This is a genomic window from Morganella sp. B601, from assembly GCF_051172335.1.
GTDB lineage: Bacteria > Pseudomonadota > Gammaproteobacteria > Enterobacterales > Enterobacteriaceae > Morganella > Morganella morganii.
In genome coordinates, this window is the sequence record NZ_JBPIZE010000001.1 from 1 (window position 1) to 26970 (window position 26970).

General features: G+C 48.1%; 22 protein-coding genes and 4 pseudogenes. 11 read left to right on the forward strand and 15 right to left on the reverse strand.

The window, feature by feature from the left end; genetic code table 11:
• The coding region (locus tag ACSBQN_RS00005; RefSeq protein ID WP_434991481.1) for a hypothetical protein at nt 1-867 on the reverse strand (867 nt) is incomplete at its 3' end.
• Between the two features lie 723 nt (nt 868-1590).
• Between ACSBQN_RS00005 and ACSBQN_RS00010 the strand changes: the two genes are divergently transcribed.
• The 3 genes and pseudogenes from ACSBQN_RS00010 to ACSBQN_RS00020 form a co-directional block, all read left to right on the forward strand.
• Nucleotides 1591-2610, forward strand: a complete 1020-nt coding sequence (locus tag ACSBQN_RS00010) for a YagK/YfjJ domain-containing protein (protein ID WP_434991482.1) — start codon at nt 1591-1593, stop codon at nt 2608-2610.
• A 97-nt stretch (nt 2611-2707) separates the two neighbouring features.
• Nucleotides 2708-2929, forward strand: a complete 222-nt coding sequence (locus tag ACSBQN_RS00015) for a helix-turn-helix transcriptional regulator (protein WP_153642967.1) — start codon at nt 2708-2710, stop codon at nt 2927-2929.
• Between the two features lie 325 nt (nt 2930-3254).
• Nucleotides 3255-3914 (forward strand): annotated as a pseudogene (locus ACSBQN_RS00020) (tyrosine-type recombinase/integrase); the annotation flags it as partial.
• A gap of 148 nt (nt 3915-4062) precedes the next feature.
• Here ACSBQN_RS00020 and ACSBQN_RS00025 read toward each other — a convergent pair.
• Entirely contained in the window at nt 4063-4836 is a 774-nt protein-coding gene (locus tag ACSBQN_RS00025; protein WP_434991483.1) for an SDR family oxidoreductase, read from the reverse strand.
• A gap of 148 nt (nt 4837-4984) precedes the next feature.
• Between ACSBQN_RS00025 and ACSBQN_RS00030 the strand changes: the two genes are divergently transcribed.
• Complete coding sequence (locus tag ACSBQN_RS00030; RefSeq protein WP_434991484.1) at nt 4985-5872, forward strand: LysR family transcriptional regulator; 888 nt, start codon at nt 4985-4987, stop codon at nt 5870-5872.
• A 40-nt stretch (nt 5873-5912) separates the two neighbouring features.
• Here ACSBQN_RS00030 and ACSBQN_RS00035 read toward each other — a convergent pair whose 3' ends face one another.
• Both ACSBQN_RS00035 and ACSBQN_RS00040 read right to left on the reverse strand, forming a co-directional pair.
• Nucleotides 5913-6902 carry an aldo/keto reductase gene (locus ACSBQN_RS00035; protein WP_434991485.1) on the reverse strand — a complete coding sequence of 330 codons (990 nt, stop codon included), beginning with the start codon at nt 6900-6902 and terminating at the stop codon, nt 5913-5915.
• A gap of 26 nt (nt 6903-6928) precedes the next feature.
• Nucleotides 6929-7780, reverse strand: coding sequence for an aldo/keto reductase (locus ACSBQN_RS00040; RefSeq protein WP_434991486.1), 852 nt, complete (start codon nt 7778-7780; stop codon nt 6929-6931).
• A 321-nt stretch (nt 7781-8101) separates the two neighbouring features.
• Here ACSBQN_RS00040 and ACSBQN_RS00045 point away from each other — a divergent pair, with 321 nt between their 5' ends.
• Complete coding sequence (locus tag ACSBQN_RS00045; protein ID WP_434991487.1) at nt 8102-9886, forward strand: ATP-dependent nuclease; 1785 nt, start codon at nt 8102-8104, stop codon at nt 9884-9886.
• Entirely contained in the window at nt 9879-11660 is a 1782-nt protein-coding gene (locus ACSBQN_RS00050) for an ATP-dependent helicase (protein WP_434991488.1), read from the forward strand. The genes ACSBQN_RS00045 and ACSBQN_RS00050 overlap by 8 nt, the downstream gene beginning before the upstream one ends.
• 409 nt (nt 11661-12069) lie before the next feature.
• Here ACSBQN_RS00050 and ACSBQN_RS00055 read toward each other — a convergent pair whose 3' ends face one another.
• From ACSBQN_RS00055 to ACSBQN_RS00090, 8 genes and pseudogenes are all read right to left on the reverse strand, one after another.
• Nucleotides 12070-13134 (reverse strand): alpha/beta hydrolase, encoded by a 1065-nt coding sequence (locus ACSBQN_RS00055; protein ID WP_434991489.1) that lies wholly within the window; start codon nt 13132-13134, stop codon nt 12070-12072.
• Nucleotides 13135-13242: 108 nt separating this feature from the next.
• Nucleotides 13243-13827, reverse strand: a complete 585-nt coding sequence (locus tag ACSBQN_RS00060) for a flavodoxin (protein WP_434991490.1) — start codon at nt 13825-13827, stop codon at nt 13243-13245.
• A gap of 9 nt (nt 13828-13836) precedes the next feature.
• Entirely contained in the window at nt 13837-14598 is a 762-nt protein-coding gene (locus ACSBQN_RS00065) for a carboxymuconolactone decarboxylase family protein (protein WP_434991491.1), read from the reverse strand.
• Nucleotides 14576-15055, reverse strand: a pseudogene (locus ACSBQN_RS00070) ((R)-mandelonitrile lyase). Before ACSBQN_RS00070 ends, ACSBQN_RS00065 begins: the two are co-directional and overlap by 23 nt.
• A gap of 105 nt (nt 15056-15160) precedes the next feature.
• Nucleotides 15161-15811 (reverse strand): DUF4405 domain-containing protein, encoded by a 651-nt coding sequence (locus ACSBQN_RS00075; RefSeq protein ID WP_434991492.1) that lies wholly within the window; start codon nt 15809-15811, stop codon nt 15161-15163.
• Between the two features lie 51 nt (nt 15812-15862).
• Nucleotides 15863-16519 carry a flavodoxin gene (locus tag ACSBQN_RS00080; RefSeq protein ID WP_434991493.1) on the reverse strand — a complete coding sequence of 219 codons (657 nt, stop codon included), beginning with the start codon at nt 16517-16519 and terminating at the stop codon, nt 15863-15865.
• Between the two features lie 64 nt (nt 16520-16583).
• Nucleotides 16584-18041 carry a heavy metal sensor histidine kinase gene (locus tag ACSBQN_RS00085; RefSeq protein WP_434991494.1) on the reverse strand — a complete coding sequence of 486 codons (1458 nt, stop codon included), beginning with the start codon at nt 18039-18041 and terminating at the stop codon, nt 16584-16586.
• A 14-nt stretch (nt 18042-18055) separates the two neighbouring features.
• Complete coding sequence (locus ACSBQN_RS00090; protein ID WP_434991495.1) at nt 18056-18736, reverse strand: heavy metal response regulator transcription factor; 681 nt, start codon at nt 18734-18736, stop codon at nt 18056-18058.
• 255 nt (nt 18737-18991) lie between these two features.
• Here ACSBQN_RS00090 and ACSBQN_RS00095 point away from each other — a divergent pair, with 255 nt between their 5' ends.
• Nucleotides 18992-20017 (forward strand): alpha/beta hydrolase, encoded by a 1026-nt coding sequence (locus tag ACSBQN_RS00095; RefSeq protein ID WP_434991612.1) that lies wholly within the window; start codon nt 18992-18994, stop codon nt 20015-20017.
• A 187-nt stretch (nt 20018-20204) separates the two neighbouring features.
• Here ACSBQN_RS00095 and ACSBQN_RS00100 read toward each other — a convergent pair whose 3' ends face one another.
• Entirely contained in the window at nt 20205-21407 is a 1203-nt protein-coding gene (locus ACSBQN_RS00100; RefSeq protein ID WP_434991496.1) for a multidrug effflux MFS transporter, read from the reverse strand.
• Nucleotides 21408-21920: 513 nt separating this feature from the next.
• A protein-coding gene (locus ACSBQN_RS00105) for an IS3 family transposase (RefSeq protein WP_434991498.1) occupies nt 21921-23089 on the reverse strand; the annotation gives its coding sequence in 2 pieces (ribosomal slippage) (nt 21921-22828 and nt 22828-23089; 1170 coding nt in all).
• A 72-nt stretch (nt 23090-23161) separates the two neighbouring features.
• Here ACSBQN_RS00105 and ACSBQN_RS00110 point away from each other — a divergent pair.
• From ACSBQN_RS00110 to ACSBQN_RS00125, 4 genes and pseudogenes are all read left to right on the forward strand, one after another.
• Nucleotides 23162-23401 (forward strand): annotated as a pseudogene (locus ACSBQN_RS00110) (IS3 family transposase); the annotation flags it as partial.
• Between the two features lie 71 nt (nt 23402-23472).
• A pseudogene (locus ACSBQN_RS00115) lies at nt 23473-23562 on the forward strand (SEC-C metal-binding domain-containing protein); the annotation flags it as partial.
• A gap of 188 nt (nt 23563-23750) precedes the next feature.
• The gene (locus tag ACSBQN_RS00120; protein WP_434991613.1) at nt 23751-24071 is read left to right on the forward strand and encodes a GmrSD restriction endonuclease domain-containing protein; all 321 of its coding nucleotides are present in this window, start codon (nt 23751-23753) and stop codon (nt 24069-24071) included.
• A 60-nt stretch (nt 24072-24131) separates the two neighbouring features.
• Nucleotides 24132-25279, forward strand: a protein-coding gene (locus ACSBQN_RS00125; protein ID WP_434991499.1) for an IS3 family transposase whose coding sequence is annotated in 2 segments (ribosomal slippage) — nt 24132-24369 and nt 24369-25279 — 1149 coding nt in all. Because the reading frame shifts where the segments join, the coding sequence is not laid out codon by codon here.
• A gap of 794 nt (nt 25280-26073) precedes the next feature.
• On the opposite strand, the gene ACSBQN_RS00130 is transcribed toward ACSBQN_RS00125, so the two are convergent.
• Entirely contained in the window at nt 26074-26466 is a 393-nt protein-coding gene (locus ACSBQN_RS00130; protein WP_434991500.1) for a hypothetical protein, read from the reverse strand.
• Nucleotides 26467-26970 lie beyond the last annotated feature (504 nt).

A 26970-nucleotide genomic window follows, 5' to 3' on the forward strand; every position in this document is an offset into this window, starting at 1 on the left:
TTGTTTTTTCCGGAAAGAACGCTGCTGCCATGCCTTTTTAAGAGAGTATAAAAAATACTTCTTCCCTCCGGGATTATCATTCCATGCCCGCAGGGCGGCATAAAAACAAATATATTTATCTCCGGAATTTTCGGGGTTAAAGAACCGGAGAGGCCAGACAGGTATCTTTATATTATCGACGGAGTAGTTACAGATATAATCCCATATCCAGTTACAGGCATCATCATCATCCTTACTCAGCCATTTTATATTTTTTACTGCTGTGAAGGATTTTATCCATTCATCCTTAAGCATATTTATAACATGTTCTTTTTCACCAATCTCCAGGCTGATATGATCAAATATAGTCTGGAAATCGCGATACATCTCTTCAGTACTGACATGATTATCTTTTATGCCAAATTTTCTTTTGATGTGTTTTATTTGCTGTGACACAGATGGATTTCTGAATTCATTATCACTCAACCAGCTATTAGCAGCAGGTTTTAATGCTGTTGCCTGTTGAATTGCCTGAGTATATTTATCATTTGTGGAGGTTAATGGCTTTATATTATTTAACATTGCCCAGCAATATGCAGAGGCAATGCTATCTTCTTTAATCCATTCAAATCTTTCAATACTGATAAGATTATTGTTTACATGATTTAAAACTTTATTGGTAAGGTAATTGCAATTGCTGTTCGCCATGCCAATAACTTCATTGATTAAATCTCTTAAACGTGATTTGTCATTTCTGTCACCTGAGAAATATTTACTTTCAACCCATTCAAATCTGGGCTCTGTTGACATGAAAAATACAAAAACACTCGCTTTTCTCAGGTCTTTCACTTTCAGCAACTCATCAATCTCATAGTTTTTATCGTTCATTATTTGCCCACACTGTGTAGTTGATATGTCGTTATTGTAGTTTGTTTTGGTCTCTGAAAAAGTGATATTGTCGTGATAACGTAGATTAAGAATAGTTTTATGATCTTTTTCATGAGTTGAAAATGAAGTGTTTTTATCATTTAATTTACATAGTTATCCTGAAAATAATGGGTCAGGAAGTGCTTTTTACAGGAAAAGATGATGTTCACGGTTACTTATTTTTTCCCGTGACTACTTCTGAGAGGAGACTAACTTTCAGGTATCTTGTTCATCGTGAAGCCTGCTGTAAATACTGTCTGTGCATACTGTTTTAATAAACTCAGGTAGCAATCAAAAAGGATTATTTATTATTATATTTATCTTACTCGGAGTTATTGTTATCAGATTAATCATGACATCTATTCTCATACTTATCTTTTTAATTATTGATAACCGCATCTCTTTATCGAATAACCAAACATATCTGATGGCACTCCTGTTACTGATACAGATAATAGTGACATAACCCTGAATTGCTTACCCTTCTTCATAAATAATAATTTTCATTAATTAATCTCAGTGGGTAAATTCAGTTGTTATCCACATCTGAAGGATCACTCAGAATGGATGTCATTAATCATCTTTTAAATCCATCTGTTATGAACCTTCCGCCTCAGTAAAAAAATAAATGCATCCCTCTGTTGTATGAACAGAAACACCATCATCAACCAGAGGAAATTAATCATGAATAACGATATAACCAGTGAAATACTAGCACTGTCACAAATCTACAATAATGGTACGGAGATTACCGATGACACAACAGATCGTGAGTTATTCCGGCTAATCGCGTCACACACCACTGCATTAATTAAAAGAAAGAGTCAGTCTTTACCTTTCAAAGGGCACTGCTTTGGTGATCAATTACAAATCGAGGCCACTAAAACCGGTCAGTTGTTTTATGAATTAATACAAAACATCCTTTCACTTTCCCGTGTCACCGGTAACCGGCGTAAATTACATCCGGTTATTCCGCTCATTGTTTCTCTTGCTGATAAATATCATATTCGTTATGTTCCGATGCTGTCGGAATACTATCCTGACTCAGAGGAGGATATTAAACAGTTAAATGACGCCTATTGTGAGTTTATTCAGTCAGTGGACAGCAAGGAGTATAAAAACGCTGTCAGTACCTTTAAGAACAGTGCCCGCAAGAATTACCGGTTCTGTTGCCGCTATATTGAAAACCTGTTTGAACACCATGCAAAGCTGCTGGTGGTACGGACAGACCTGTCTTACGGAAAACGGGTCAGCCACAGAGTTACTGCCGGGGATTTAACCCGTCACCGGATTGCCCTGTACAAAGCAATACAGCGGTTACCCCTGTTTAAACACTGCGTCGGTTATATCTTGAAACTGGAATACGGTCGTGAGAAAGGCTTTCACTACCACTGCCTGTTTTTCTTCAACGGCCAGCATGTCAGACAGGATATCACGATAGCCAGGCTCATCGGTGAGTTTTGGCAGGAAACCATCACCGACGGACAGGGGCTCTACTTTAACTGCAACCGTTATAAATCAGATTACCGTATCTGCGGCATCGGCATGCTGCACCGCAGTGAGAGTCGCCGCCGGGAAGGCCTGATGACCGCTGTGAACTATATCTGCAAAACAGACCAGTGGGTGAAACTGCAGGTGCCGGGGATCGACCGGACATTCTGGCGGGGAACCATCAGAAACAAACGGCGTAAAACACGCCGGTAAATCTTTTTTTACAGACAAGGGGAATCTTATAGAAGTGATATCCGCTGCGTCATCGATAGCACTTCTGCCTTAATTAAACAAAGACAGGAGATTCCCCATGAATACCATCAATACCACCACTACCCCTTTCCTGCTTGACGACCCTCTCATGGAGATGAAAGAGATCACGAAATTAACCGGATTAACGGATAAGTGGTTTTACAAGCTGATCCAGAAAGGGCAGTTCCCGAAACCAATTAAGCTGGGAAACCGTTCCCGGTGGCTGACAAGTGAGGTTGACGCCTGGCTGCAGGCCCGTATTGCAGAGTCCCGTGAGTAATCATGAAGCTGAGTCACCTTGCTTCCGGCACTTTGTAATGATCGGCAGAATCGACCGTGAACAACTGTTTTCCATCAGAGACCAGAATTATATAGGCATAATTGGGTGTTGCTTTCATTCGTAATGTGAAGGTCGGAGGTTCGACTCCTATTATCGGCACCATTTCAAACTCTTCCCAAGTCTATCGAAATCAACTAAAAGCCCGTATACTGCGGTTTATAGCCCGTATTTTATCTCCTGTTATCAACTGGACTCAACCAGAATCAAGTTACAGTTGGGGGCATAAGTGGGGGCATTCTGTGTTCGGTCCAGGGAGATGCCCCCAATGAAGCTTAATGCACGACAGGTAGATGCTGCTAAACCTAGGGATAAAGCCTATAAGCTGGCAGATGGTGCAGGCTTGTATCTTGAAGTCGTTCCCTCTGGTTCTCGATACTGGCGGATGAAATATCGCTTCAATGGAAAAGAGAAGTGTATGGCTTTTGGTGTCTATCCGGCAGTGTCCCTTGCACAAGCGAGGGCACTGCGTGATGAAGCCAAGAAAAAGCTGGCCGAGGGTATCGATCCATCTTTTGCCAAGAAAGAAGAAAATCTGGTTCGTGATGTGCAGATCAATAATACGTTCCAGGCTGTAGCGCTTGAGTGGCACGGTACGAAGGTGAGCAGATGGTCAGAAGGGTATGCTTCTGACATTCTGGAGGCCTTTAATAAAGATATTTTCCCCTATATCGGCCAGCAGCCAGTCAACGAAATTAAGCCTCTTGTTCTGCTGAATGTGCTGCGTCGAATGGAAAGTCGTGGCGCGACAGAAAAGGCTAAGAAGGTTCGCCAGCGCTGCAGCGAAGTCTTTCGTTACGCCATCGTTACTGGTCGTGCCGAATACAATCCTGCAGCGGATCTAACCAGCGCGATGTCAGGACATGAATCGAAGCATTACCCCTTCCTTACTGTTGAGGAGTTGCCAGACTTTTTTAAAGCCCTCAGTGTTTTCATATCTAATACCTCTTTTTAAATCTACGTTTAAAACTGGATTCGTACCAGGGGAATTACCCCGTCTGTATATTCAAATATACAGACCTAAACTGTCATAAGACTGACCGCTATATGACAAAATTGTCAGGGTTGTAGATTAGTTAATTTTTTGAATACAAATTCAGCTCGTTAACAATGCACTCCGGTTCTTCCCTGAGAGGCATATTGTCTATGTCTAAAACTCCATCATTTTTTTGTGCATCATCAGTCTGCAGGTCTGCAAGCAATGGGGTAAGATCCTGTGGTGCTTCACCTCGTTCAGCCACCAGCTCGAACGTTTTATTTTTTGCCTCGTCGTTGGTCAGGGCACTGACCAGAACCTCTGCGATTTGCTCACGGGATATCACACCATCTTCCGGTGTCCCTGCGTGGCGACGATCCCCCTGAAGCATAACAATTCTGTGTTCATCATCATTGTTGTAATCAAACCAGCCGGGCCGGACGATGGTATAGGGATGACCGCTGGCCCTGACCAGACGCTCGGCACGTCTTTTCCAGTCATGAACCTCAGTTCGTTGATTCCAGGTGCTGAGCCGCTCAGTCACGCCAATCGTGGTCATCAGGCTGATACGAACAGACGTATCCTTGAAAATTCGTAAAATATTACGTACTCCGCCGTAATCGATCGCTCTGGCACCAATACGACCCTGACCATCGGAACCGAGCGTGAAGATGATGGCATCAATATCTTTCGGCAATTCGGTTAGTGTTTCCGGCATTGAAACATCGCCATAAAAAACATCTGTTCCACGAGGAAGCAATTTTACTTTGCGTTTATTTCTGACCAGTGCCACGGGCTGATGGCCCATTTCAATAGCGGTATTCACGACATGAAGACCAATACTTCCTGTCGCGCCTGCAACGAGTATTTTCATAATAAACCTTCTGATAATTCGGACTTATTTTTGATACGGTCAGAATATCAATTATCATTATTGTCAGTAATAGGGCTAAAATGATTGTGTCTATGAATACCCTTCATGAGTATGCGATGAAGGGAATGCCTCCATAAGGAAATCGCCGATGCTCAAAGAAAACTTCAACGAACTGCAAATTTTTCTTGTGGTGGCAAGGGAGCGAAGTTTTACCAAAGCGGCGGGCAAACTGGGCGTTTCTCAGTCTGCACTCAGCCATGCGATGAAGGCGCTGGAGGAGAGGCTAAATATCCGCCTTCTGACTCGTACGACCCGAAGCGTAGCCCCTACAGAGGCCGGTGAGAGAATTATTGCCTGCCTTGAACCGCGTATTGCCGATCTCGAGCAGGAACTGGAATCGCTTGTTCAACTGAACGGCACCGCCTCCGGCAATATCCGTTTATCTGCCGGGGAGCATGCCGCGCGAAGTCTGGTATGGCCGAAGCTAAAACCCTTCCTCAGGGAATATCCCGAAATTAATCTCGAACTGGTGGTTGATAACGACTTTGTCGATATTGTTGAGGGGCGTTTTGATGCCGGGATCCGTCTGGGCGAAAGTGTGGATAAGGATATGATTGCAGTAAGAATTGGGCCGGATATGAGAATGGCTGTGGTAGGAGCGCCGTCTTATTTCGCTGCAAATCCTGCACCTGAAACGCCGCACGAGCTACAAAATCATCGGTGTATCAATATGCGCCTGCCGACAGCCGGTGGGCTTTACCATTGGGAGTTTGAGAAGGAAGGGAAACCGTTAAGGGTCAGAGTGAAAGGGCAGGTCACGTTTAATCTGCAGGCGGAAAGGATTGATGCAGCGTTATCCGGTTTTGGTATCGCCTGCATACCTGAAGACAGGGTGCAGGATTATATAAAGTCAGGAGAGCTTATTCAGGTTCTGCAGGACTGGTCTCCATCTTTCCCCGGATATTACCTCTACTACCCGAGCCGTAAGCAGCATCCGCCCGCTTTTGCACTGATGATCGATGCACTTCGCTACTAGGAATAACGGGTCCGCCAATCTCAGCGGACCCGTCCGGATATTAACGGCCTATACGGGCCTGATGCTCAGGAGAGTAACGTTCGCCGACGACTTTAATCGTTTCAAGCGCTTGGGTTATCTGCCGTGAGTCATCCTGCGAAAGAATGATGTCGGCAGCCCCTAGGTTTTCCTCCAGCCGATGTAGTTTGGTGGTACCTGGGATAGGAACAATCCAGGGCTTTTGTGCCAGCAACCATGCCAGCGCGATTTGTGCAGACGTCACGCCTTTCTCTGCCGCCAGTTCACCCAGCAATGAGACCAGCTTTTCATTGGCTTCAATCGCCTGTTCGGCGAAACGCGGTACGGTGCTGCGATAATCATCTTTCCCAAAAGTAGTTCCTGGTTTAATCGAGCCCGTCAGGAAGCCTTTACCTAATGGGCTGAAGGGCACAAAACCAATACCCAGTTCCTCCAGCAACGGCAGGATCTCCTGCTCAGGCTCGCGCCACCACATAGAGTATTCGCTTTGCAGCGCAGTGACCGGTTGTACGGCATGCGCACGACGAATGGTTTGCGCACCCGCTTCGGACAGACCGAAATGTTTAACTTTGCCTTCAGCGATCAGGTCTTTCACCGTTCCCGCAACATCTTCAATCGGGACATCCGGATCGACACGGTGTTGATAAAGCAGGTCAATGACATCAGTCTTAAGACGGCGTAATGAGCCTTCCACCGCCTCACGGGCATGCTCCGGACGGCTGTTTAAAATCTGCTGCTTGTTGTCGCCGCCAAAAGTAAATCCAAACTTAGTGGCGATGACCACGCGGTCACGAAACGGTTTTAAGGCTTCGCCAACAACCTCTTCATTAAGGAAGGGGCCATACACTTCGGCGGTATCGAAGAAGGTGACGCCACGTTCAATCGCTGCGCGAATGAGCTCGATAGCCTGTCGGGTATCGGTCGCCGGGCCGTAGCCGTGGCTTAAGCCCATGCAACCGAGCCCAAGCGCGGAAACTTCGAGTCGGGATTTACCCAGATAACGTTTTTGCATTGAATGAATACCTCTTTGATCGCGACTTAAACATCAAGTTTGCGGCCAGTCAGCCATTCCACCATCGCCGGGTCGCGGTGAGAGAAGAAGGCGCTGGTTGCGGTGTCGAGGGCGGCAATCTGCAGCATATCTTCAGAGCTGAGTTCAAAATCGAGGATGTTGATGTTCTCTTCCATGCGTTCTTTGCGCACCGATTTCGCCAGTGAAATGATGCCTCGCTGGAAGATCCAACGCAGCACAACCTGACCCACACTTTTGCCGTACTTCTGGCCAATCGCTGTTAACACGGGATGCTGGAACAGGCCATTTTTACCCTCAGCAAACGGTGCCCAGGCTTCCGGCTGAATGCCATGGCTTAGATTCCATGGAACCGCATACAGCTGCTGGTTAAAGGGGTTAACTTCAATCTGGTTCACCGCAGGGGCAACCTTATTGAAGGCGATAAGGTCGGCCAGCCGGTCAGGATGGAAGTTGCTGACGCCAATGGCGCGAATTTTGCCTGCCTGTTGCAGTTCTTCCATAGCACGCCATGCCCCATGGACATCGCCGTAAGGCTGGTGAATCAGATACAGGTCAACGTAATCAAGTTGCAGCCGATTCAGGGAGCGTTCGAACTGGGCTTTAGCGCCTTCGTAATTGGTATCCTGCAGCCAAAGTTTGGTCGTTACAAAGAGTTCGTTGCGGGCGATACCGGTTTGTTTCAGAGCGTTCCCGACCTGGGTTTCATTCTGGTAAGACGCAGCGGTATCGATCAGGCGGTATCCCGTATCGATTGCATCAATAACGGCTCTTTCGCATTCAGCGGCATCAGACATCTGAAACACACCAAAGCCCAGCAGGGGCGTTTCAATCCCGTTGTTCAGTTTTACAGTTTGCATGACGTTATCCTTCAGCTGTTGTGTTGGAAAATCATAACGCAAACTGATTTATTCGATTAGATGGGGTAATTAGCTAGGGTTTATTAGGTATGTTCATTAATTTAGAGGGGGCTGAAGGTCGGCTTTGTGCCACATATAGATGTTGTGGCTGTCTCCGCAACAGCAAGTCCTAAATCCAAGTGTTGAACTCTTGCAATTAACGGCCGATGATAAGAAAAGAATAAAGTAAAATCGCTCAGAACCTTCGCTGTTAAATTTTATGAGCTTTTTGCCAGAAGAACGTCTTTCCAAATCCTATGTAATGCATTTAGAGGGAGTTTTATGTATTTATCAAAACTCGGAATCCGCAACTTTAGAAATTTTGAGGCGGCTGATATTCCCCTGGCAGGTAATGTTGTGTTATTAGGGGAAAATCGTGTCGGTAAAAGTAATCTGCTTTTCGCAATTCGACTGGTTATTGATTCTACTCTGCCTGATTCAGCCAGGCAGCTTAAGCTGTCAGATTTCTGGGATGGCTGCGACCTTGAATCAAACCCTCAAATTGAGGTTCACCTTGAATTCGCCGATTTCGACAGTGACCCTTCCCTCTCAGCTCTGTTGACCGATTTTCGCATCGCAGAGGATCCTACCGTAGCAAGGTTGAGCTACATTTTTCGTAAAAAGGAAGAAGTCGATAGGGCTCCACGTTCGGGTGAGGACTGTGAGTTTATTGTTTTTGGCGGAGGTCAGGAATCGCGAGCCATTCCTGGACGCGTCAGGCGGCGGATCTCCATTGATATGCTGGACGCGTTACGCGATGCAGAAGCACAACTTGCTTCCTGGCGAAACTCTCCGCTACGCCCCTTATTGGAAGATGCATTCTCTTCACTGAGCCGAGCCGATTTGGATCGCGTAGCAACTGAGCTTCAGGCAGCAACGGAAACTATGGAGAAGTTCCCATCAATTAAGGATCTCGAAGATTCTCTGCGTGGTGGCATTCTTGACCTGGCTGGAACTGCTCACGATTTAGATGCTCGCCTCCGTTTTGCACCTGCTGACCCGCTCAGATTGATGCGTTCTATCTCTATGTTCATTGATGATGGAAAGCGAGGCATTGTTGAAGCGAGCCTAGGTTCTGCGAACGTGGCTCTGATATCACTCAAGCTAGCAGAGTTTGCATGGCGACGTGAAAAGAATGAACGTAATTTCTCCCTGCTTTGTATTGAAGAACCCGAAGCACACCTTCACCCACAGCTTCAGCGCGCTGTTTTTGACAAACTCTTCAATAATGCCGCCAAAGATCAGTCTTTGATTGTAACGAGCCATTCTCCCACGCTGGCAACCATTGCTCCTCTTCGTTCTGTCGTTCGCATTTGCAGGGATCCTGAAGGGCGATCGCGAGCTTTTTCCCTAGCTGAACTGCCAGTAACCAGTGAAGAACTCGACGACATTGAACGGTATCTAACAGCAACCAGATCGGAGCTGCTTTTTGCTAACGGTGTAATATTTGTTGAAGGCGATGCTGAGGAGGTTTTACTTCCAGGTTTCGCACAGGCCATGGGGATCAATCTCGACCAGCTTGGGATTACGGTATGTAACGTAGCGGGAGTTAATTTTGAACCATACGTGAAGCTGGCAGCCAGCCTCGGACTACCCTTTTCCGTCGTAACCGACTGGGACCCACTTGATGGTACGAAACAACCGATGGGTAAAACACGTTCAATTGGTATCTGGCAGGCATTTAGCGATGTATCGGGAAAACTTAAAAAACTAACTCCTGGGAATATTAATTGGCTCAATAATGGTTCTTATGAAGAGTGTAAGCCTACATTTGAAAAGATTGGAATTTTTTTAAACGATCAGACGTTTGAAGTCGCCGTGGCCAATACGACAGAGCTCAAAGAAGCGCTACTGGATATCCTCGATGAACAGGGATTTGGTGTGTTACGTTCATCAAGGATTGCTTCATGGCGTGCCGGTATGGTTCCAGACCCGACGCAACTTCTCGCGATGATATCTGACATAGGTAAAGGACGGTTGGCTGCCAAGCTGAAGCAAAAAGCACCAGGGCTTGCGCCGCCGGAGTATATTGCTTCGGCTATTCAATATGTGGTGTCGAATGTCTGACCGGCGCGCACTTTCAGAGGCTTTGAATGAGCTATTGCCGAACAGAGAGCAATACGCTGCGGCCACATACCCCGGCCACTGTGTAGTTATTGCTGGGCCAGGCAGCGGGAAAACCAAAACACTTACGACCGCCATGGCACGTGCCCTGATTGAAGAGGTCGCTGACCCCCGAGGGGTGGCCTGTATTACTTACAACAATGAATGTGCTTCTGAACTTGAAGGACGTCTGGCATGCTTTAACGTCATTGGCGATGATCGGAACTTTATTGGTACCGTGCATAGCTTCGCATTAAATCAGGTTTTAATCCCCTACTCACGATGTATACCGGGTTTGCTGCCGGATGATTTTCGTGTGGCGACCAGAGATGAGAGTCGCGCGGCTGTTGAAGTGGCTTACCAGGCTAGATTCGGAGCTGTAGGAGATCCTCATGCTCGGTGGAAATTTGCAGAAGAGAAACGACGCCGGGATGTGAACCGACTCCTACCGGCTTGGCGGAATAACAATCCGGAGCTGGCAGATTTTATTGAAGGTTATGAGGCAGAACTTCGGCGCTTAGGACTGATTGACTTCGATGATATGCCACTCATCGCTTTTCGTATTATTAGCGAGCATGAATGGGTACGTAATGCTATCCGGTCGCGCTATCCTGTTTTGTTTGTAGATGAATATCAGGATCTGGGGCATGCTCTTCATGAGCTGGTTCTACTGCTGTGCTTTAACGGTGGAATACGATTATTTGCGGTCGGTGATGCAGATCAGTCCATTTACGGATTTAATGGTGCAAATCCAGGGCTACTGGATAGTCTTGTTTCACGGGCAGATGTAAGACCGTTCCGCCTTCGCTTCAACTATCGATCTGGTGCGAAAATTATTAGGGCATCACTAGGGGCGCTGGGAGAAGACCGCGATTATGTTGGCCCCGATGGTAATCCAGAGGGTGAATTAGGATTCCATGGGATTAATGGCGATTATGACGCACAGGCGCATTTTATCGCTCATGATCTAATTCCCTCGTTGTTTGAAAGAGAGTTTCAGCCTGAACGCATCGGGGTTCTTTACCGGGCAGCCTGGCTTGGCGATAAAGTTGCGGATGAGTTCAAGGCCAGAAATATTGCCATAATACGTGCTGACAGTAATGCTCTCATTAAGCGCAATTCTCGTCTTGCCCGTTTCATCGAAGCCTGCAGTCAGTGGGTAACTGGGGGATGGAAAGAAGCCTCTCCACCATTTAATCTCTTACTGGGTCAGGCGCTCTTTCTTGTTTATGGCCGCCGCGCGAGCCGTGCTGAAGAACAATTACTGACCGTACAGCTCATCACTTTTTTACGAAACGGAATTGATAAAGCGGAAAGTGCTCACGAGTGGCTGAGACGTTTAAATGATGAGATCTTCACCGACTGGATGGGTATCTCACAGAACACTCAGCAGGAATGGGATGTCATATCTGAGTTACTGAAACGAACCGATCCCCTCAGGGGACTGGATGTGGCTTTGGATGTATTCGCTGGGAAAGTAGAAGGAACTGGGCGCATCACCCTTAGCACTCTTCATAGTGCAAAAGGCCGAGAATTTGATGTAGCCATAATGTTTGGGGTAAATAAATATGACTTCCCGAGTAAGCGAGATCTAGCTTCAGATAATGCCCTTCGCGAGGCCCGTCGCCTCTTTTATGTAGGAGTCACCCGTCCCAGAAAAGAGCTGCACATGGTTTATGAAAAGGGTAAACATTCACCTTGGATTGCTGAACTGTATCATCGCAGCCAGCAGATATAGAACCTTTTAGAAAACAAAGAGAGGCGGTTTATCAGTCTGCAGGAGAGCCACGCAGTGGATTGATAAGCCTCTCCTTGGTCAGAACACGAAACCTCTACATCCTATCATGCACATTAAACTTCAGGGTAACCGAAGGGTTAAATGAGGCCAGCACCATGATGACATTGTTATTCCGGGGGAGGCATAGGACGTCATTTGCGCGTCTTTATGCGTAGATCCCTAGCGACCCCTGTCAGGTATACTTCTTCTATACATCGGCTATCTAAACACGCCTTATTCAAATCAGCTATTCGCTCAGAACAGACAGTCATGTTCCATAGCTTCGCACCAACATTAGGCCATTTTATTTTTTGATCAAACTGATGTGTGTATTGAGCCTTCATTTATGAAGGCTCAATACTATCTTTTCCTACTGTAGATCTTTTTCCTTCAGGAACTGACTTACCAAATCAGCAACTTGCACATTGTTGAGGTCAGAGAACGGGAAGTGGGTATTCCCTTTGATTCCCACTTCAGGCAGATGCGTCACCGTCACATCCCCGCCATGCTTGTTCACCACGTCGCGCCACTCACGAGCCATCGCCAGACGTACGCGCCAGCTGTCCTGCGCGGGCATGGCGACGGGCTTATCCGGTATGTTATCGCTGTAAATAATCAGAATCGGGATTTTGGTCAGAGCCATAAACTGCTCCATCGGAACAGGCTCACCCTTCAGCGTGTCGAACGCGCTTGGCATAGGGGCAGGGAGTTCTTTTTCCGGGAAGACAAAGCTGCTGCCGGGCTCGAAGGCGACAATGGCTTTGACCTTGTCATTTTTCATCGCCGTGTACCAGCCAGGTCCGCCACCCTGAGAGTGGGTGAAGAGGGTAGCGGGGCCGGATTTATCCACGACGGCGGACATCGCATCAGAGATGACATTGATATCAAACGGCCCGGTGTTCGGGGTCATCTGACGGAAATACTGGTTCAACGCTTCTTTGTCGTGAGAGAACTGAACGCCCTTAAAATACTCTGGCCACACGCCAACGCGGAACTGATTGAACCACATCTGTTCATCCGGCTTAGGCGTAACAGTACCTTCTACAGTCGTGCGTCCGGCGCTGCCCCGACGCGGCTGATCGACAAGATAAGTTGAGAACCCGCGACGCAGGAAAATGTTCTGGAACCCTTCGCGACCATCCGGGGTACTTTCCCAGGTACGGGAGAACTGACCTGCGCCGTGCAGCATGACGATAGGGTATTTATGCGGATTCTCCGGGATTTGGTAGAACACTGAGGCATGATCGCCATGATAGGTTTGGCCAGCTGAATCCAGCGGCTTTTTTGCATCAAATGTTCCTGGTGCGGTGATGATAGTGCCACCAGCAGAAAAACTTCCCTGTTCCTGAATGACCAGCGGTTCGGCGTATACCGACTGAGCTACAAGACCACCCGCCATTACGCAGATGGCCAGCGTTTTTAAAATTGTCTTCAAGATTGCATCCTCTCTTATGTTTTGCTGTTCAATCATATCTGAGTTGTCAGCGTTAATTATTTAGCACCCCTGATTGCCCTTATTTGGCAGACTCATGAATGCGAACGATTAACTGCGTATCGTCTCTAACCAGCTGGTGACCGTTTCAGTGGTTCTTCGCTCCTGGTCGCATTCAATGACCAGCGGTTTTTCCCGACGCGCAGTTGGGGCGAGACTGGCAAGGATGTCGTCGCTGTCTCCTTTACCGTAGCCACCGTGAGTAATAAAGGGGATGAGTAATTTTCCCGCAAGGTTGTGGCTGCTGAGAAATGCTTGCACTACAGGCGGCACGCTGGTCCCCCAGATCGGAAAGCCTAAATACACGGTCTCGTAGCGTGAGATATCTGCAACGCTATTTTTTAATGCCGGTTTTACGCCTCGCTCACGCTCTTTTTTCGCCTGTTCAACGGTCTGAAAATAGTCTTCCGGATAAGGCGTAGCCGGTTCGATTTCAAACAGATCAGTATTCAGGCTGCGGTGAATGACGCCCGCAATCACCCGTGTATTTCCGCTGCGGGAAAAGTACGCCACCAGAACACGGCTTTTACCCTGCACGTTTGCGGTTCCGGGCGCAGCTGAGGCAAAAGAAACGTTCGCCAGCGTCAGCCCGGCAAGTGCGGTGATTAACATTCTGCGGTTGGGATCATGCTCCATAATCCACTCCTAATTGTTTGCGAGCGCCTGCTGCAGCGCCTTTTCAGCTCGCGTTGCTGCATCACTTTCGCCATGTTCACGCAGAACCTGTGCCAGCTGGCGCAGCTGCGACGCCGTCAGGCCGACCCGCATGCTTGCTCGCGTATGCGACAGTAGTTGTGATTCGACGCCCGGTGTGGCCGCTAATGCGCCAACCGTTGCCAGCTCGCGGCTTTGCCAGTCGAGGTTATCACGGGCGAAAATGTCGCCGAAAAGGTGCGTTTGCAGGAACTGGTTAATCACCGGGGCAAAATCAAACAGTGGGCCCTGGACGGGAGCGCCTGAGATTTTTGTCTGGTTTGCGGTACCGACACGGCGAAGCTCATCCCCGACAGGGATCGGGGCAACCGGTTCTTTACCCTCAACGTCTTTGATACCACGTTGTTTACGTGCTTCGACGACTTTCATCAGTTCATTAAGCGCATTCAGGCTACGAGGGAAGCCCGTATAGGCATAAAGCTGGACGAGAATCTCTTTGGTTTCGTTTATCGTAAGCCCGGCATCCAGTCCCTGATTCAGGGCTGCATTCAGCTTATCCATCTGACTGCTGGCCATCGATGCCGCAATCAACGGGATGGCCTGTTGGCGAGCTGACAGCGTATCTGAAACCTTTTGTTCGTGGTTCATTTTTGAGGCTCCTTTATTGACGGGCGCAGCATGTGCCGCGAGACCAAAACCAAAGGTCAGCAGTACCGCTGCCGCTAATGCTTTAATGGGCGTGGTATTGTTCATCTGTCACTTTCTCCATCCAGTTAACGCTTTTGTCATCCACAATCCCGGTTATCGCCAGATGCGTCATCGCGCTGCCGGGTGCCGCCCCGTGCCAGTGTTTGACGCCCGCCGGGCAAGAGACAACGTCACCGGCGCGGATAACCTGCACCGGCTGGCCTTCTTGTTGGGTGAGCCCAGCACCCGAGGTCACAATCAGCCGCTGACCTGCCGGATGCGTATGCCAGGCGGAACGAGCTCCGGGTTCAAACGTGACATAAGCCCCGGAAACACTGATGTCGTTATCCGGTTTGAAGAGAGGATCAACCCGGACGCGACCGGTAAAGTTCTCGGCTGGCCCGTACACCGCGTTCTGACTTCCTGCGGGGGTGATATGGACAGCAGGATTTTGCCCCGCTACCTAGGATGAAAATGCGAATAGGGGCAGTAATAGCCCGAGGTAACGTAAATGTCTGATCATGCAAAGCGTCCTTATCTACGATGATGGGGGAGGGTCTGCAATGATTCTAATCAGGGTGACATGTCGTCAGACTGACGCCAGCCTGACAATTCTGTCAGTTAACCCCTATTGGGGTGACATCGCTTTGCATTTTCTAAAAATAAAAGACCAAAGAAAAAATCGCGTCATTAATGCAAATAAAATAATAATGGCCAGGTAGCGGAAATAAAAAAGAAGGGCAGATTCATCGTAATCGAAAAAGGAGAAATCGACTTTTATCAGCAAATAATCGAGATAGTCCGTGTTCAGTAATCCGTACAATCCCAGTAGTGCGATGAGTGAAAAAACACCGGGCATAATGATATTAACAACTTGTGAGCTGCCGGAGATGTTCAGGATCCGGCAGAAAAACGTGGCCAGCATTTTCCAGTGCAGCCCGATATGCAGCGCCAGAATAAGCATTCCCCAGTGGACCGACGTCATGTGTACTTTTCTGACCCAGTTCGCCGGGTTGTGGAACGGCAGCGCCAGAAGAATATGTCGGGACAGCATCATGCCAGAGACAATTGCGGTCAGAATGACAACGAACGTCACTGCATTAATGACTCTGTTAACTCTTTGCATCGTTAACGGAATATTCGGTGACAGTGACCATAGTCGACGTCGGTTAAGATATAAATGCAACATAATGAGCAGCGTAAAAATAATCCCCGCCCATTCATGCACGATTTCACCATGAAGGTGAAACCCCATCAGTACCAGCAGAAGTAACGTCATCAGCGTATCCTGCATGACCTGGAAAATATAAATTTTCTTCATGTCGATGGATTATTGCTTTGGCTGGACTTGTTTTACCCATTGCTCAACCTGCGCGGGTACGTCAGGGCCTGAAACATCATTGTGCGAGATCGAGAGCGCACGAGTGACTAATCTGGCCTGCGGCTGCATGCGGGCTATTTGTCGCAGGGAGTCGGCTAACCGGCTGCCGCCGTGGGTGGTAAAAGGAATGACCGTTTTACCGGTAAAGTCATTTTGCTCAAAGAGGCTATATATCACCATCGGCATGGTATACCACCAGATGGGATAACCAACGTAAATGGTGTCGTAATTGCTGAGGTCGGGGAGTGGCGTTTTAAGTGATGGTCTGGCGTTAGTTTGCTGCTCCTTTTCGGCAACCCGTAACAGTGCATCATGCTGGCGAGGGTAGGGGGTGGCGGTTTCAATGCGAAACATGTCACCGTCAGTCTGCTTCTGAATCAACTGCGCAACAAACTGCGTACTGCCGGTCTCCGGTGTGTATTTTTGTAATACGCTGGCCCCGGAAAAACCGTCCACGGCATCGGGCTTCATTTCCTCGGGCTGGGAAAACCAGATAATCAGCGTGCGGGACGGTGTGGATGAATTCTCTGCGGCGAACGCGGGATGTCCCAGAAGCCCCATGATCATCATCGCCAGAAACCCGCTAAATACCTTTCTTATTCTCACTGTTTCCTTCCTTTAATCAGCAGTGGTGAGTCTTAGCAGTGATTCTGGCGCAGCTAGCCTGACATCAGACTGACGGCTCTCTGACAATTTTGTCAGCAGGCTTAGAGAGAAGACGCTCTGACATGGGTTCCTTTGTGCGGACAGGGTCAGGCTGTTTAGCAAACGTCAGCCCAAAGGTATTAATACCGTTCTCGCTCAGGGCAAAGACATCCCCCCGGTGCATAATGGCGACGGCGCGTACGATCGACAGGCCCAGCCCATGGTGGGTATCACTCCTGGCCCGGGAGGTGTCAACGCGATAGAATCGCTCGAAAAGCCGGTGTAGGTGTTCTGGTGCTATTGGATCGCCCGGATTTGACACTTCAACACAGGCTTGATGACCTTTTTCGCTTAACCGCACCGTAACTGTGCTATTGGACGGCGAATGCCTTGCACTGTTTTCCAGTAAATTAGCCAGTGAACGGTGGAACAGCCGCCGGTCGATATGTGCGGTGACGTCGCCTTCCACATCCAGAGAAAGCTGTTTTTCAGCAAAAGAAGGTTCCACATACTCCGCTGTTTTCAAAGTTTCTTCTCGCAGTGACACTTGGGTCAACTGGGACGCATGTTCACCCGCGTGGGCATGGGACAGGAACAGCATGTCGTTAACGATAGACGTCATGCGTTCGAGTTCTTCCAGATTGGAACCCAATAATTCTTCCAGTTCATCATGCGAACGTCGGCGTGAGAGACCCAGCTGCGTCTGGCCGATAAGGTTTGTCAGCGGGGTACGGAGTTCATGAGCAACATCGGCGTTAAAGCTGTCGAGCTGACGCCAGGCGATTTCCTGACGTTCTAACACGCCATTAAATGATGACGCTAGTTGCTGCAGTTCTTCGGGCAAAGCGCGGGTGTTCAGGCGCTGGCCATGGTCTCCCGGTGCAAGATGCTCGGCCTCTTTACTGAGTGCTTGAACGGGACGAAGACCGATCCTTGATACGATGTATCCCAGCAAGGCGACAATCACGACGCCCAGCGCGGCTATGATTAACAGCGTCCGGGTGAAGGCATTCAGTGTGCCCATATACGGCGTGGAGTCGATGGCAACGATATAGCGCAGCTCAGGCCTTTCACCGTTGGCGGGGATCGTTTTCACTAACAGAAACAGCGAGCAGGCACCTTCCGATGCGCCGGGTACTTTATTAAAACCTTCCTGCAAAGAAGACCACTGAACACCCACCGGCGGTGTTCCCCCAATGCTAAAGCGTGGGTTATCACTCACTATCCAGTAGCGAACGCGCTCACCTTCAGAATTGGTTAACACAGTGAATTTATTGGCAAGCGTCGACCAGCCGTCAGCCGAGGTTCGGGCGGTGATCCACGGACTCATTAATGATTCCCGGAATAGCAGTTCGTTGTGCATCTGCTTCTGCAAAGAATCATGCAAAGAGCTTCTGAGCAGAATGCCGATAACGGACACAATCAGCAGCGCGGATAAGGCAAACATCAGCGCCAGGTGAACGGAGATGGAACGCTTAGGCATGCTTGTCCCCTTCATTATTCAGGCCTGACTTCGAGGACATAACCCATGCCACGAACGGTATGTAATAGTTTGACGTCGAACGGCGCATCCACCTTGGCTCGCAGGCGTTTAATGGCAACTTCAACCACGTTGGCATCGCTATCAAAGTTCATGTCCCATATCTGCTCAGCTATCATCATCTTTGACAGAATCTCCCCCTGATGCCGGGCCAGAAGGCTCAGCAGGGAAAACTCTTTCGCGGTCAGTTCCAGCCGTGTTCCACCACGAAATACGCGGCGAGCCAGCAGGTCGAGATGCAGATCGTGAATTTGCAGCTGGGTGATGTCTGCGCCATCCGTAGCGCGGCGACGCACCAGCGCCTGAATCCGCGCCACCAGCTCAATCAGCGAGAAGGGCTTGGGGAGATAATCATCCGCGCCAAGACGAAGCCCTTTAACGCGTTCATCGACCGAGCCGCGAGCCGAAAGCATCAGCACCGGCGTCTGTTTGGCTGCCCGCACACCCTCAAGTACCCGGTAACCATCCATCCCCGGTAGCATTACATCCAGGATTATCGCGTCGTAGTCGAACTCCAGCGCGTAATGAAGACCTTCAGCGCCATCTGCAGAGACATCTACCGTAAATCCGGACTCACTCAACGCACGGTTGAGATAGGTTGACGTTTTTTCTTCATCTTCGACTAACAACAGGCGCATAAGAGACTTCCTTTTAACTTTTCAATCGAAACCATTGTGCCTCCTGATTGCCAACATAAAGCTGACGGTTTCCTGACAGCGCTGTCAGAAATGCTTTCCCATCCCAGTTTGTTTCCTGACAAAAATGTTATTTCCCCGTCACGCTGCTGACAGCGCTCTCCGCCTAATCTGAGCCTGCAAATTTGATTCCGCGAGCCTGAATAATCAGGCCGACACTCATCGGGAGAGACCATGAAATTCACGCTTATCAGTGCAATGCTACTCACGGCAATGGCTGGAGTGACCTCAGTCAATGCGGCTGATTACAAACAAAACCCTTTTACACTGGCCTATGACGGTGCCATCACCGAAAACGCCGAAGGTAAGGTCAATATTCACCCCGTGAAGTACGATCTGCATGGCATCCAGATTGCTGCGAATGTCTATACCCCTGCTAACTACGATCCTGCCAAAAAATACCCTGCCGTGGTGGTCGCGCATCCTAATGGCGGCGTAAAAGAGCAGGTCGCCGGGTTGTATGCCCAGCGTCTCGCCGAACAGGGCTACATCACGATTACCGCCGACGCGGCTTATCAGGGCGCTAGCGGCGGGATGCCTCGCAGCGTGGATAAACCCGCGAATCGCATCGAAGATATCCACGGCATGGCTGACTACATCAGCCAGTATCCAGGTGTAGATACTTCCCGCCTCGGTCTGTTGGGTATTTGCGGAGGCGGCGGGTATTCACTCGTGGCTGCCGAAACGGACAAACGGTTCAAATCGATTGCAACCATCAGCATGTTTAATTCAGGCCTTGTGCGCCGCAACGGTTTTCAGAATTCACAGCTGGATAGTATCCAGCAGCGTCTTCAGCAGGCTTCTGACGCACGTGCTCAGGAAGCCGCCGGAGGCGAAGTACTTTACTCCGGCGATGCTAACCTGACTGATGAGCAGATTGCTAAGTTACCTTTTGCCTTATATCGCCAGGGCTACGAGTACTACTGGAAAACCCACGCACACCCGAACTCTACGTTTAAATACACCACCAGCAGTCTTCTGGATTTAATGAGCTTTGACGTAACGGACCATATCAATCTCATCAATAAACCACTGCTGATGATTGCCGGTACAAAAGCGGATACGCTCTATATGACTGAAGATGCGTTCGCTAAAGCCACTGGTACGAAGGACAAAGAACTCTTCCTAATCGATGGCGCTACCCATATCGAGACGTATTGGGTGCCAAAATACGTTGACCAGGCAATGCAAAAGTTAGACGTCTTCTTCGATAAGAATATTTAGCTAGCCTCCGATGATGCCCCAGTCGTGCAGGCTGGGGTATGCCTATCAGTTGTAGCCGGTTTCCGCTGCATTTCACGTTGCATATTCACGCGGTATATCCAGATTAACGAAGTTGCGGTTAAAGATAATTACGCAGCTTGAATAGGCGCTATGAGCTAAATTCATAAGCGTGGTGGATATGTGGTAGTCATTTTTTTAGATGAACGGTCAGAGCCATCAAGGCGCTGGCTGCCGTAAACAACGCAATTATCCAGCCCATCGTCCATGGCGTGCCATCACTGAACAGAGCGAGAAGCAGTGAAGAGATGATGCCGCTGCCGTATTGTAGTGCCCCCATTAGCGCCGATGCGGAGCCAGCCACATTTGGCACTGCATCTAATGCGCAAGCCGTGGATGTCGCCGCGATGATGCCATTCATGGAGAAGAATACGAACACAGCGCCGACAATCACGGTAATTCCACCTACACCCAGGCCGGTGGTGACCGCCAGCACTATTGCGGCAATAGTGGCGATGAATACGGCATTCCTGAGCAACGCTTCCAGTGGATAGCGGTGAACCAGACGTCTGTTGACCATACTCACAGCCATTAATCCCACAATGTTTACTGCAAACAGCCAACCGTAGTGTTGCGGATCAACGCCGAAGTACGTGATGTACACAAACGGGGAACCGGTGATAAAGGCGTATGCTGCAACGTAGTAGAACGTCAGGCATAGCGTAAACCGCATGTATTTAGCGTTAGTTAGCAAGGCATAGTAATTTTGAAAGGCTCTGGTTACGGAGGCTTGCGAGCGTTTTTCAGCAGGTAATGTTTCGGGTAACCAGAATAAAGACATCAGCATTAATGTCCCGATAATCGCCAGCAGCCAGAAAATGGCATGCCACGAGGTGACTTTAATCATCTGCCCGCCGATCAGGGGCCCGGCAATCGGCGCGATGGCCATGATGATCATCAGAGTCGAAAGCATTTGTGCTGCACGAGTACGGCTAAACAGGTCACGGATCATTGCTCGAGCCAGCATCGGCCCGGTACAGGCACCTAACGCCTGAAAAACGCGCCAGAAGACAATTTGCACGATATCCGTTGATAACGCGCAGCCCACCGAGCCGACGATGAATAGACCTAAACCGATAAACAGCGGCAGTCGACGACCATAACGATCGCTAATCGGTCCCCAAATCAGTTGTGCAATGCAAAAACCGATAAGGAACCCTGTAATTGTCAGCTCTGCGTCACCCTGTAAATCCTTTGCCATGACGGGCATAGCCGGAAGATAGATGTCGGTTGATAAAGAGGTCACAGCCATCAGGGCGCTCAGAATGAGTAGAAATGATAGACCGGTATTTTTAGCCGTAGCCGACCGTGTTTGTACCTGTTGATTAAGCATTTTGATCCGTTAGACATGAAGAGATATGGGTATGTTAACGGGTTTGTGCTTGTTGATAATCATTGGCAAAAGGATTGGGACTATGAGTGATATTCATTAATCGAAAAAATCATTGCAGGTTTTGTGGGGCCAGCGATAAGCAGTTTTCTCATGGTGTTATCTCTTCCTGCATGTTGCTAAAGTCGCCAGTACAATATGTCAGGCAATAGCGTTCAGATGACCGCTACCGTCGAAAGCAATAAATGATTTTGCAAACATAGTATTGTGCCTTACCGCCAGACGACACGCAGGCGTCAGCCGTCCCTGTACGGGCAGAGTGTGAATGGCGGGTCAGTTAAGAAGTGCTAGAAAAGGAAGTAAGCCTGTGCGGGCTGTTGATACAGTCCCATGGTTGTAACACTATAGGGTTGTGACGTAAATAAATCGCCACCAGCAAAAAGGGTGTATGGAATATTAGCCCTGACTACAGCCGAATGAGCGTTCGGTACTGCTGTAGCGTTTAGTTTGTAGTGGTCAACTAAAACTGGCCACGGTTTTAGAGTTTTTTCGGTATCGGTTTTCCGATTCGCTTGGTGGTAATCCACCGTTATATTCGTGCGGCCTGAGTTCGCTATAATACCCGACGATATAATCCGTTATTGCATGAGCAGCTTCACTGAAGCTGGTGTAACCGGTCACCGGCATCCACTCGCTTTTCAGGCTCCTGAAGAAGCGCTCCATCGGACTGTTATCCCAGCAGTTTCCGCACCTGCTCATACTTTGCCTGATCCGGTATCGCCACAGTAACTGCCTGAACTGCCTGCTTGTATAGTGACTACCCTGATCACTGTGGAACATGACCCCGGATGGCTTACTGCGTCTTTCCCATGCCATTTCCAGTGCTTTGGTGGTCAGCCTGCTGTCCGGAGAGAACGACATTGCCCACCCCACGGGTTTCCGCGCAAACAGATCGAGTACCACAGCAAGGTAAGCCCAGCGTTTACCCGTCCAGATATACGTCACATCGCCGCACCATACCTGGTCAGGCTCTGTCACTGCAAACTGACGTCCGAGGTGATTCGGGATAGAAATATACTCGTGTCCCCCACGTTTATATCGGTGAACAGGTTGCTGACAACTTACCAGCCCCAGCTCCTTCATGAGACGGCCGGCAAGCCATCGCCCCATCCGGAAGCCCCTGAGTGTGGCCATCGTGGCGATACTTCTTGCACCAGCGGAGCCATGACTGAGACCGTGCAATTCCTGAACCTGACTACGTAATACGGCTCGCCTGCTATCTGGCTTGTCAGGACGGTTTTTCCGGTATTTATAGCTGCTGCGGTGAATCCCGAACACGTGGCAAAGCGTGGCCACAGGATAATGCGCTCTGAGTTTCCCGATTATCGAGCATTGTTCAGGGAATCTGACATCAAGAGCGCGTTAGCCTTTTTTAATATTTCATTTTCCATTTCAATACGTTGGAGTTTTTTCTTCAGCTCACGTATCTCAATTTGCTCCGGCGTGATAGGGGAGGCTTTAGGTGTTTTGCCGGCACGTTCATCCCGTAACTGCTTTACCCACCGGGTCATAGTGGAAAGTCCGACATTCATGGCGTTTGCGGCATCTGCAACCGTATAGTTCTGATCCACCACTAACTGAGCGGATTCACGTCTGAATTCTGCACTGAAATTTCGTTTTTTCATTAAAGCACCTGTGTTGTCCTGAGGTGAGCATATCACCTCTGTTCAGGTGGCCAAATTTATTAAACCACTACAAAACGGCATAACCTGACCGGCAGCATGAGTGCAAAGGGATGCTGCTATGATAATGCCTGTGTGGAAAGCTTTTTCCACTCACTAAAAGTGGAATTTATCCACGGTGAATATTTTGCTGACAGAGAAGCGATGCGGTCAGAGATATTTAATTATATCGAATGCGACTATAATAAATGGCGCCGTCACAGCGCCTGCGGCGGGATCAGCCCTGAACAGTTTGAAAACCAATACCCCACTTAGGGCAGTGTCTACATTTGGTGGGTAGGATCAGGCTGGTGCAGCGGATATCTGCGAACGCAGTGCGTCCCGCTCCCGTCCGGCGTGAGGCTGGACTGACGGGGCGTAATGACCCATGTCCGTGCGGCAGTGGTAATAAATTTAAAAAATGCTGCCTGCACTGAGTGTGCAGGGCTTGAATTGTCTCTGAAAGAAAACGGCTGTTAGCGGTGATAAAAGGAGCAGTAATGACTCCGACCAGTTCCCCAAAGTTTCAGGAATCATAATAATGAAATTACAAAGTCTAAACGATATTTTTGAACGACGAATACTCAGGGTTCCTGATTACCAACGCGGCTATGCTTGGTCTTGAATCCAACTTGATGACTTTTGGGAAGACATCATTCAACTTGATCCAAGACGAGTTCATTATACTGGTGTTGTGACACTAGAACCTGTTGCACAAAAATTATGGCAAAAGTGGGAACAAGACGAATGGATTATAGAGGGCGTTGGATTCAAACCCTTCTACATTGTCGATGGGCAACAGCGCTTAACGACATCAGTGATTTTGATTCAAGCTATTTTGGAGTCAGTCGGCGAAGACGCTCAACTCAACTATCAATCGCTTGAAACCATACGCAGCCGCTATGTATTACACAAAGCAGACGATGGACAGCGACAAAGCTTCTGAATCGCCACGGGTTTAACAGACACCTCAGAGTCATTTAAGATGACTTAAAGAGAGGTGCCCATGAGCGGTAAACGTTATCCCGAAGAGTTTAAAATTGAAGCAGTCAAGCAGGTTATTGATCGCGGTCATTCTGTTTCCAGCGTTGCAACACGTCTCGATATCACCACCCACAGCCTTTACGCCTGGATAAAGAAGTACGGTCCGGACTCATCCACTAATAAAGAGCAGTCAGATGCTCAGACCGAGATCCGCCGACTCCAGAAGGAGCTGAAGCGGGTTACTGACGAACGTGACATATTAAAAAAAGCCGCGGCGTACTTCGCAAAGCTGTCCGACTGAGATACGCCTTTATTCGTGACAATTCCCGTTGCTGGCCTGTTCGTCTGCCCTGCAGGGTGCTGGATGTACATCCCAGTGGCTTTTACGCCTGGTTTAAGCAACCGTATTCTCAGCGCCACCAGGTAGATCTGAGACTGACGGGACAGATCAAACAGTTCTGGCTGGAGTCCGGTTGCGTTTATGGTTATCGCAAGATCCATCTGGACTTGCGGGATAGCGGGCAACAGTGCGGAGTGAACAGAGTCTGGCGACTGATGAATCGTGCCGGGATAAAGGCTCAGGTCGGGTACCGGAGCCCGCGGGCACACAAAGGCGAGGTCAGTATCGTATCGCCCAACAGGCTCCAGCGACAGTTCAATCCGGATGCTCCGGATGAGCGTTGGGTAACGGGCATAACTTACATCAGGACCCACGAAGGCTGGCTGTATCTTGCCGTGGTTGTTGATCTGTTCTCACGCAAAATTATCGGCTGGTCAATGCAATCCCGGATGACAAAGGACATTGTCTTGAATGCGCTTCTGATGGCCATATGGCGACGTAATCCTCTAAAACAGGTGCTGGTTCATTCAGATCAGGGCAGTCAGTACACAAGCCATGAGTGGCAGTCGTTCCTGAAATCACACGGCCTGGAGGGCAGCATGAGCCGTCGCGGTAACTGTCACGATAATGCGGTTGCAGAAAGCTTTTTCCAGTTGCTGAAACGCGAACGGATAAAGAAAAAGATCTACGGAACGCGGGAAGAAGCCCGCAGCGATATTTTTGATTACATCGAAATGTTTTATAACAGTAAGCGTCGGCATGGTTCGAGCAATCAGATGTCACCGACAGAATATGAAAACCAGTATTATCAACGGCTCAGAAGTGTCTAGATTATCCGTGGCGATTCATATTGACAGCTTTGTATTATTGCTTTCCATGGTTGCATTGAATTATTCTGGAATATTGTAGATAGTGAACGATTAATTGAGAAAGCAAATTCACGAATACTTTTTTCAATGGCGGTCTGGTGTGGATTTCCTTCTGTTCAGGTCATGTTAGATGTAAAAATGAATGCTTACTTCCATTGAGGCCAACTCCGCTCTTTCATAAATTGAATTCAAGTTTTCTCTTCCACTGTAAATGTATGTACTATTCAATAATCCGCTATAACTATATATTTAAGCATGATTTTATATTAACATATTGAATAATAAAGAATATTTCTTTTCTGTTAAGAGGGGCTCACTTTATTTCTGTTGCAGAAAGCGAATAGTCAGTGCTATATTTTCACCATGCAGCAATAGAACAGTAAGGTTGATACCCATTATGAAATTATCCCTAATCATTACGATCTCTCTCTTGCTATCCGCTTGCAATAACTCATATACTCATTATACTGAACAAGAGAGAAATGAGCTCAAATTACATCATAATAAAATAATGAAACAATCTAGAATATGTGACAGCAGGGATGTAAGTGAGCGTATAGAGTGTTTTTCAGATGCTAACATTGATGAATTTAAAGTTATGAAATAGTATGCTAAGATAAATATCAAAATGTTCAGCTGTATAGATTTCAGCTGATTTCTCTGGTCCTTATTTAACTGAAGGCTCTGGCAAGTACGCAGAGCCTATTTTTTAAGGAATGGTATACAGTCAGCTTACTGTATCTGCCTATTATTTTTTACTGACATGGTTGTTCAGAAAAGTCAGAATGTCCCCGACCATCTCGGCATTGTTGCATTTTTGTCCGTTTAATTATCTGCCATTTATTTTCTCTGTAATGTACTGTAAAAACAGTTTTTTCAGCAACAATAGAATCATCCTGTAATCCTGATTCTTCGACAACAATCTCTGCTTTGTCCGGGAATTCACCACCGTTAACATGCTGAGATATGCTTAAGTCAGTCACAGAATCCTGGAGAGTATCTCTCATCGAGTCCAGAACAACCAAAACAGGGATATTTTCTCTGGATGTGTCACCTGACTGTTCTGTGTATATTTTTTGGCACCCGCTTACCAGCGAAATCATCGTACAAATTATCAGGCTAAAAATTAATTTTTCACTATATGCCAATTTATTATCTCCTAGTTAATGAACGTTAATGCCAGTTTGTCAAAGTCCAGTAATTTTGTGTTCTGTAATTTTCCGGTTGCTGGAACACTGTGGGAAGGTACAGCCTTAAAATAGCATTCTTACAGCTAAAAACATTATCCTTTCCTGAAGTATAGGTAAAAATAATCAATTACCAGATGAGAGCATCATCCAGATTTTGTTAACAGGTTGATTACCATACCAATCAGACTCACCAATCGAGCGCCAGTGATAGCATTTTAGTGATGCGAAGTGATGAATGGGTTCGCAATATCTTTCCGCCGAGCGACAGAAAGGTTCTGCAAAAGCGTAATTAACTTGCGGCTTTTTCTCCTGTAGGCGGTATGTAAATATCATCTCTCGTAACTGTAGGCAAACCTAATTTAAGGTCACTTGGAGTTGGTATTTAGTCTACGTTTTCAGCACTCTAAAGCAAGTCTGAATCAGATTTCTCATCGCCGTACCAAGTGCCTGCATTTTTGTTTT

Bases quoted from the DNA above. Each gene is read 5' to 3' on its own strand.
- ACSBQN_RS00010 (WP_434991482.1), top strand. From the start codon at position 1,591: ATGAATAACGATATAACCAGTGAAATACTAGCACTGTCACAAATCTAC.
- ACSBQN_RS00075 (WP_434991492.1), bottom strand. From the start codon at position 15,811: ATGACGTTACTTCTGCTGGTACTGATGGGGTTTCACCTTCATGGTGAA.
- ACSBQN_RS00060 (WP_434991490.1), bottom strand. From the start codon at position 13,827: ATGGAGCATGATCCCAACCGCAGAATGTTAATCACCGCACTTGCCGGG.
- ACSBQN_RS00025 (WP_434991483.1), bottom strand. From the start codon at position 4,836: ATGAAAATACTCGTTGCAGGCGCGACAGGAAGTATTGGTCTTCATGTC.
- ACSBQN_RS00030 (WP_434991484.1), top strand. From the start codon at position 4,985: ATGCTCAAAGAAAACTTCAACGAACTGCAAATTTTTCTTGTGGTGGCA.
- ACSBQN_RS00065 (WP_434991491.1), bottom strand. From the start codon at position 14,598: ATGAACAATACCACGCCCATTAAAGCATTAGCGGCAGCGGTACTGCTG.
- ACSBQN_RS00095 (WP_434991612.1), top strand. From the start codon at position 18,992: ATGCTACTCACGGCAATGGCTGGAGTGACCTCAGTCAATGCGGCTGAT.
- ACSBQN_RS00050 (WP_434991488.1), top strand. From the start codon at position 9,879: ATGTCTGACCGGCGCGCACTTTCAGAGGCTTTGAATGAGCTATTGCCG.
- ACSBQN_RS00100 (WP_434991496.1), bottom strand. From the start codon at position 21,407: ATGCTTAATCAACAGGTACAAACACGGTCGGCTACGGCTAAAAATACC.
- ACSBQN_RS00045 (WP_434991487.1), top strand. From the start codon at position 8,102: ATGTATTTATCAAAACTCGGAATCCGCAACTTTAGAAATTTTGAGGCG.
- ACSBQN_RS00015 (WP_153642967.1), top strand. From the start codon at position 2,708: ATGAATACCATCAATACCACCACTACCCCTTTCCTGCTTGACGACCCT.
- ACSBQN_RS00090 (WP_434991495.1), bottom strand. From the start codon at position 18,736: ATGCGCCTGTTGTTAGTCGAAGATGAAGAAAAAACGTCAACCTATCTC.
- ACSBQN_RS00085 (WP_434991494.1), bottom strand. From the start codon at position 18,041: ATGCCTAAGCGTTCCATCTCCGTTCACCTGGCGCTGATGTTTGCCTTA.
- ACSBQN_RS00040 (WP_434991486.1), bottom strand. From the start codon at position 7,780: ATGCAAACTGTAAAACTGAACAACGGGATTGAAACGCCCCTGCTGGGC.
- ACSBQN_RS00035 (WP_434991485.1), bottom strand. From the start codon at position 6,902: ATGCAAAAACGTTATCTGGGTAAATCCCGACTCGAAGTTTCCGCGCTT.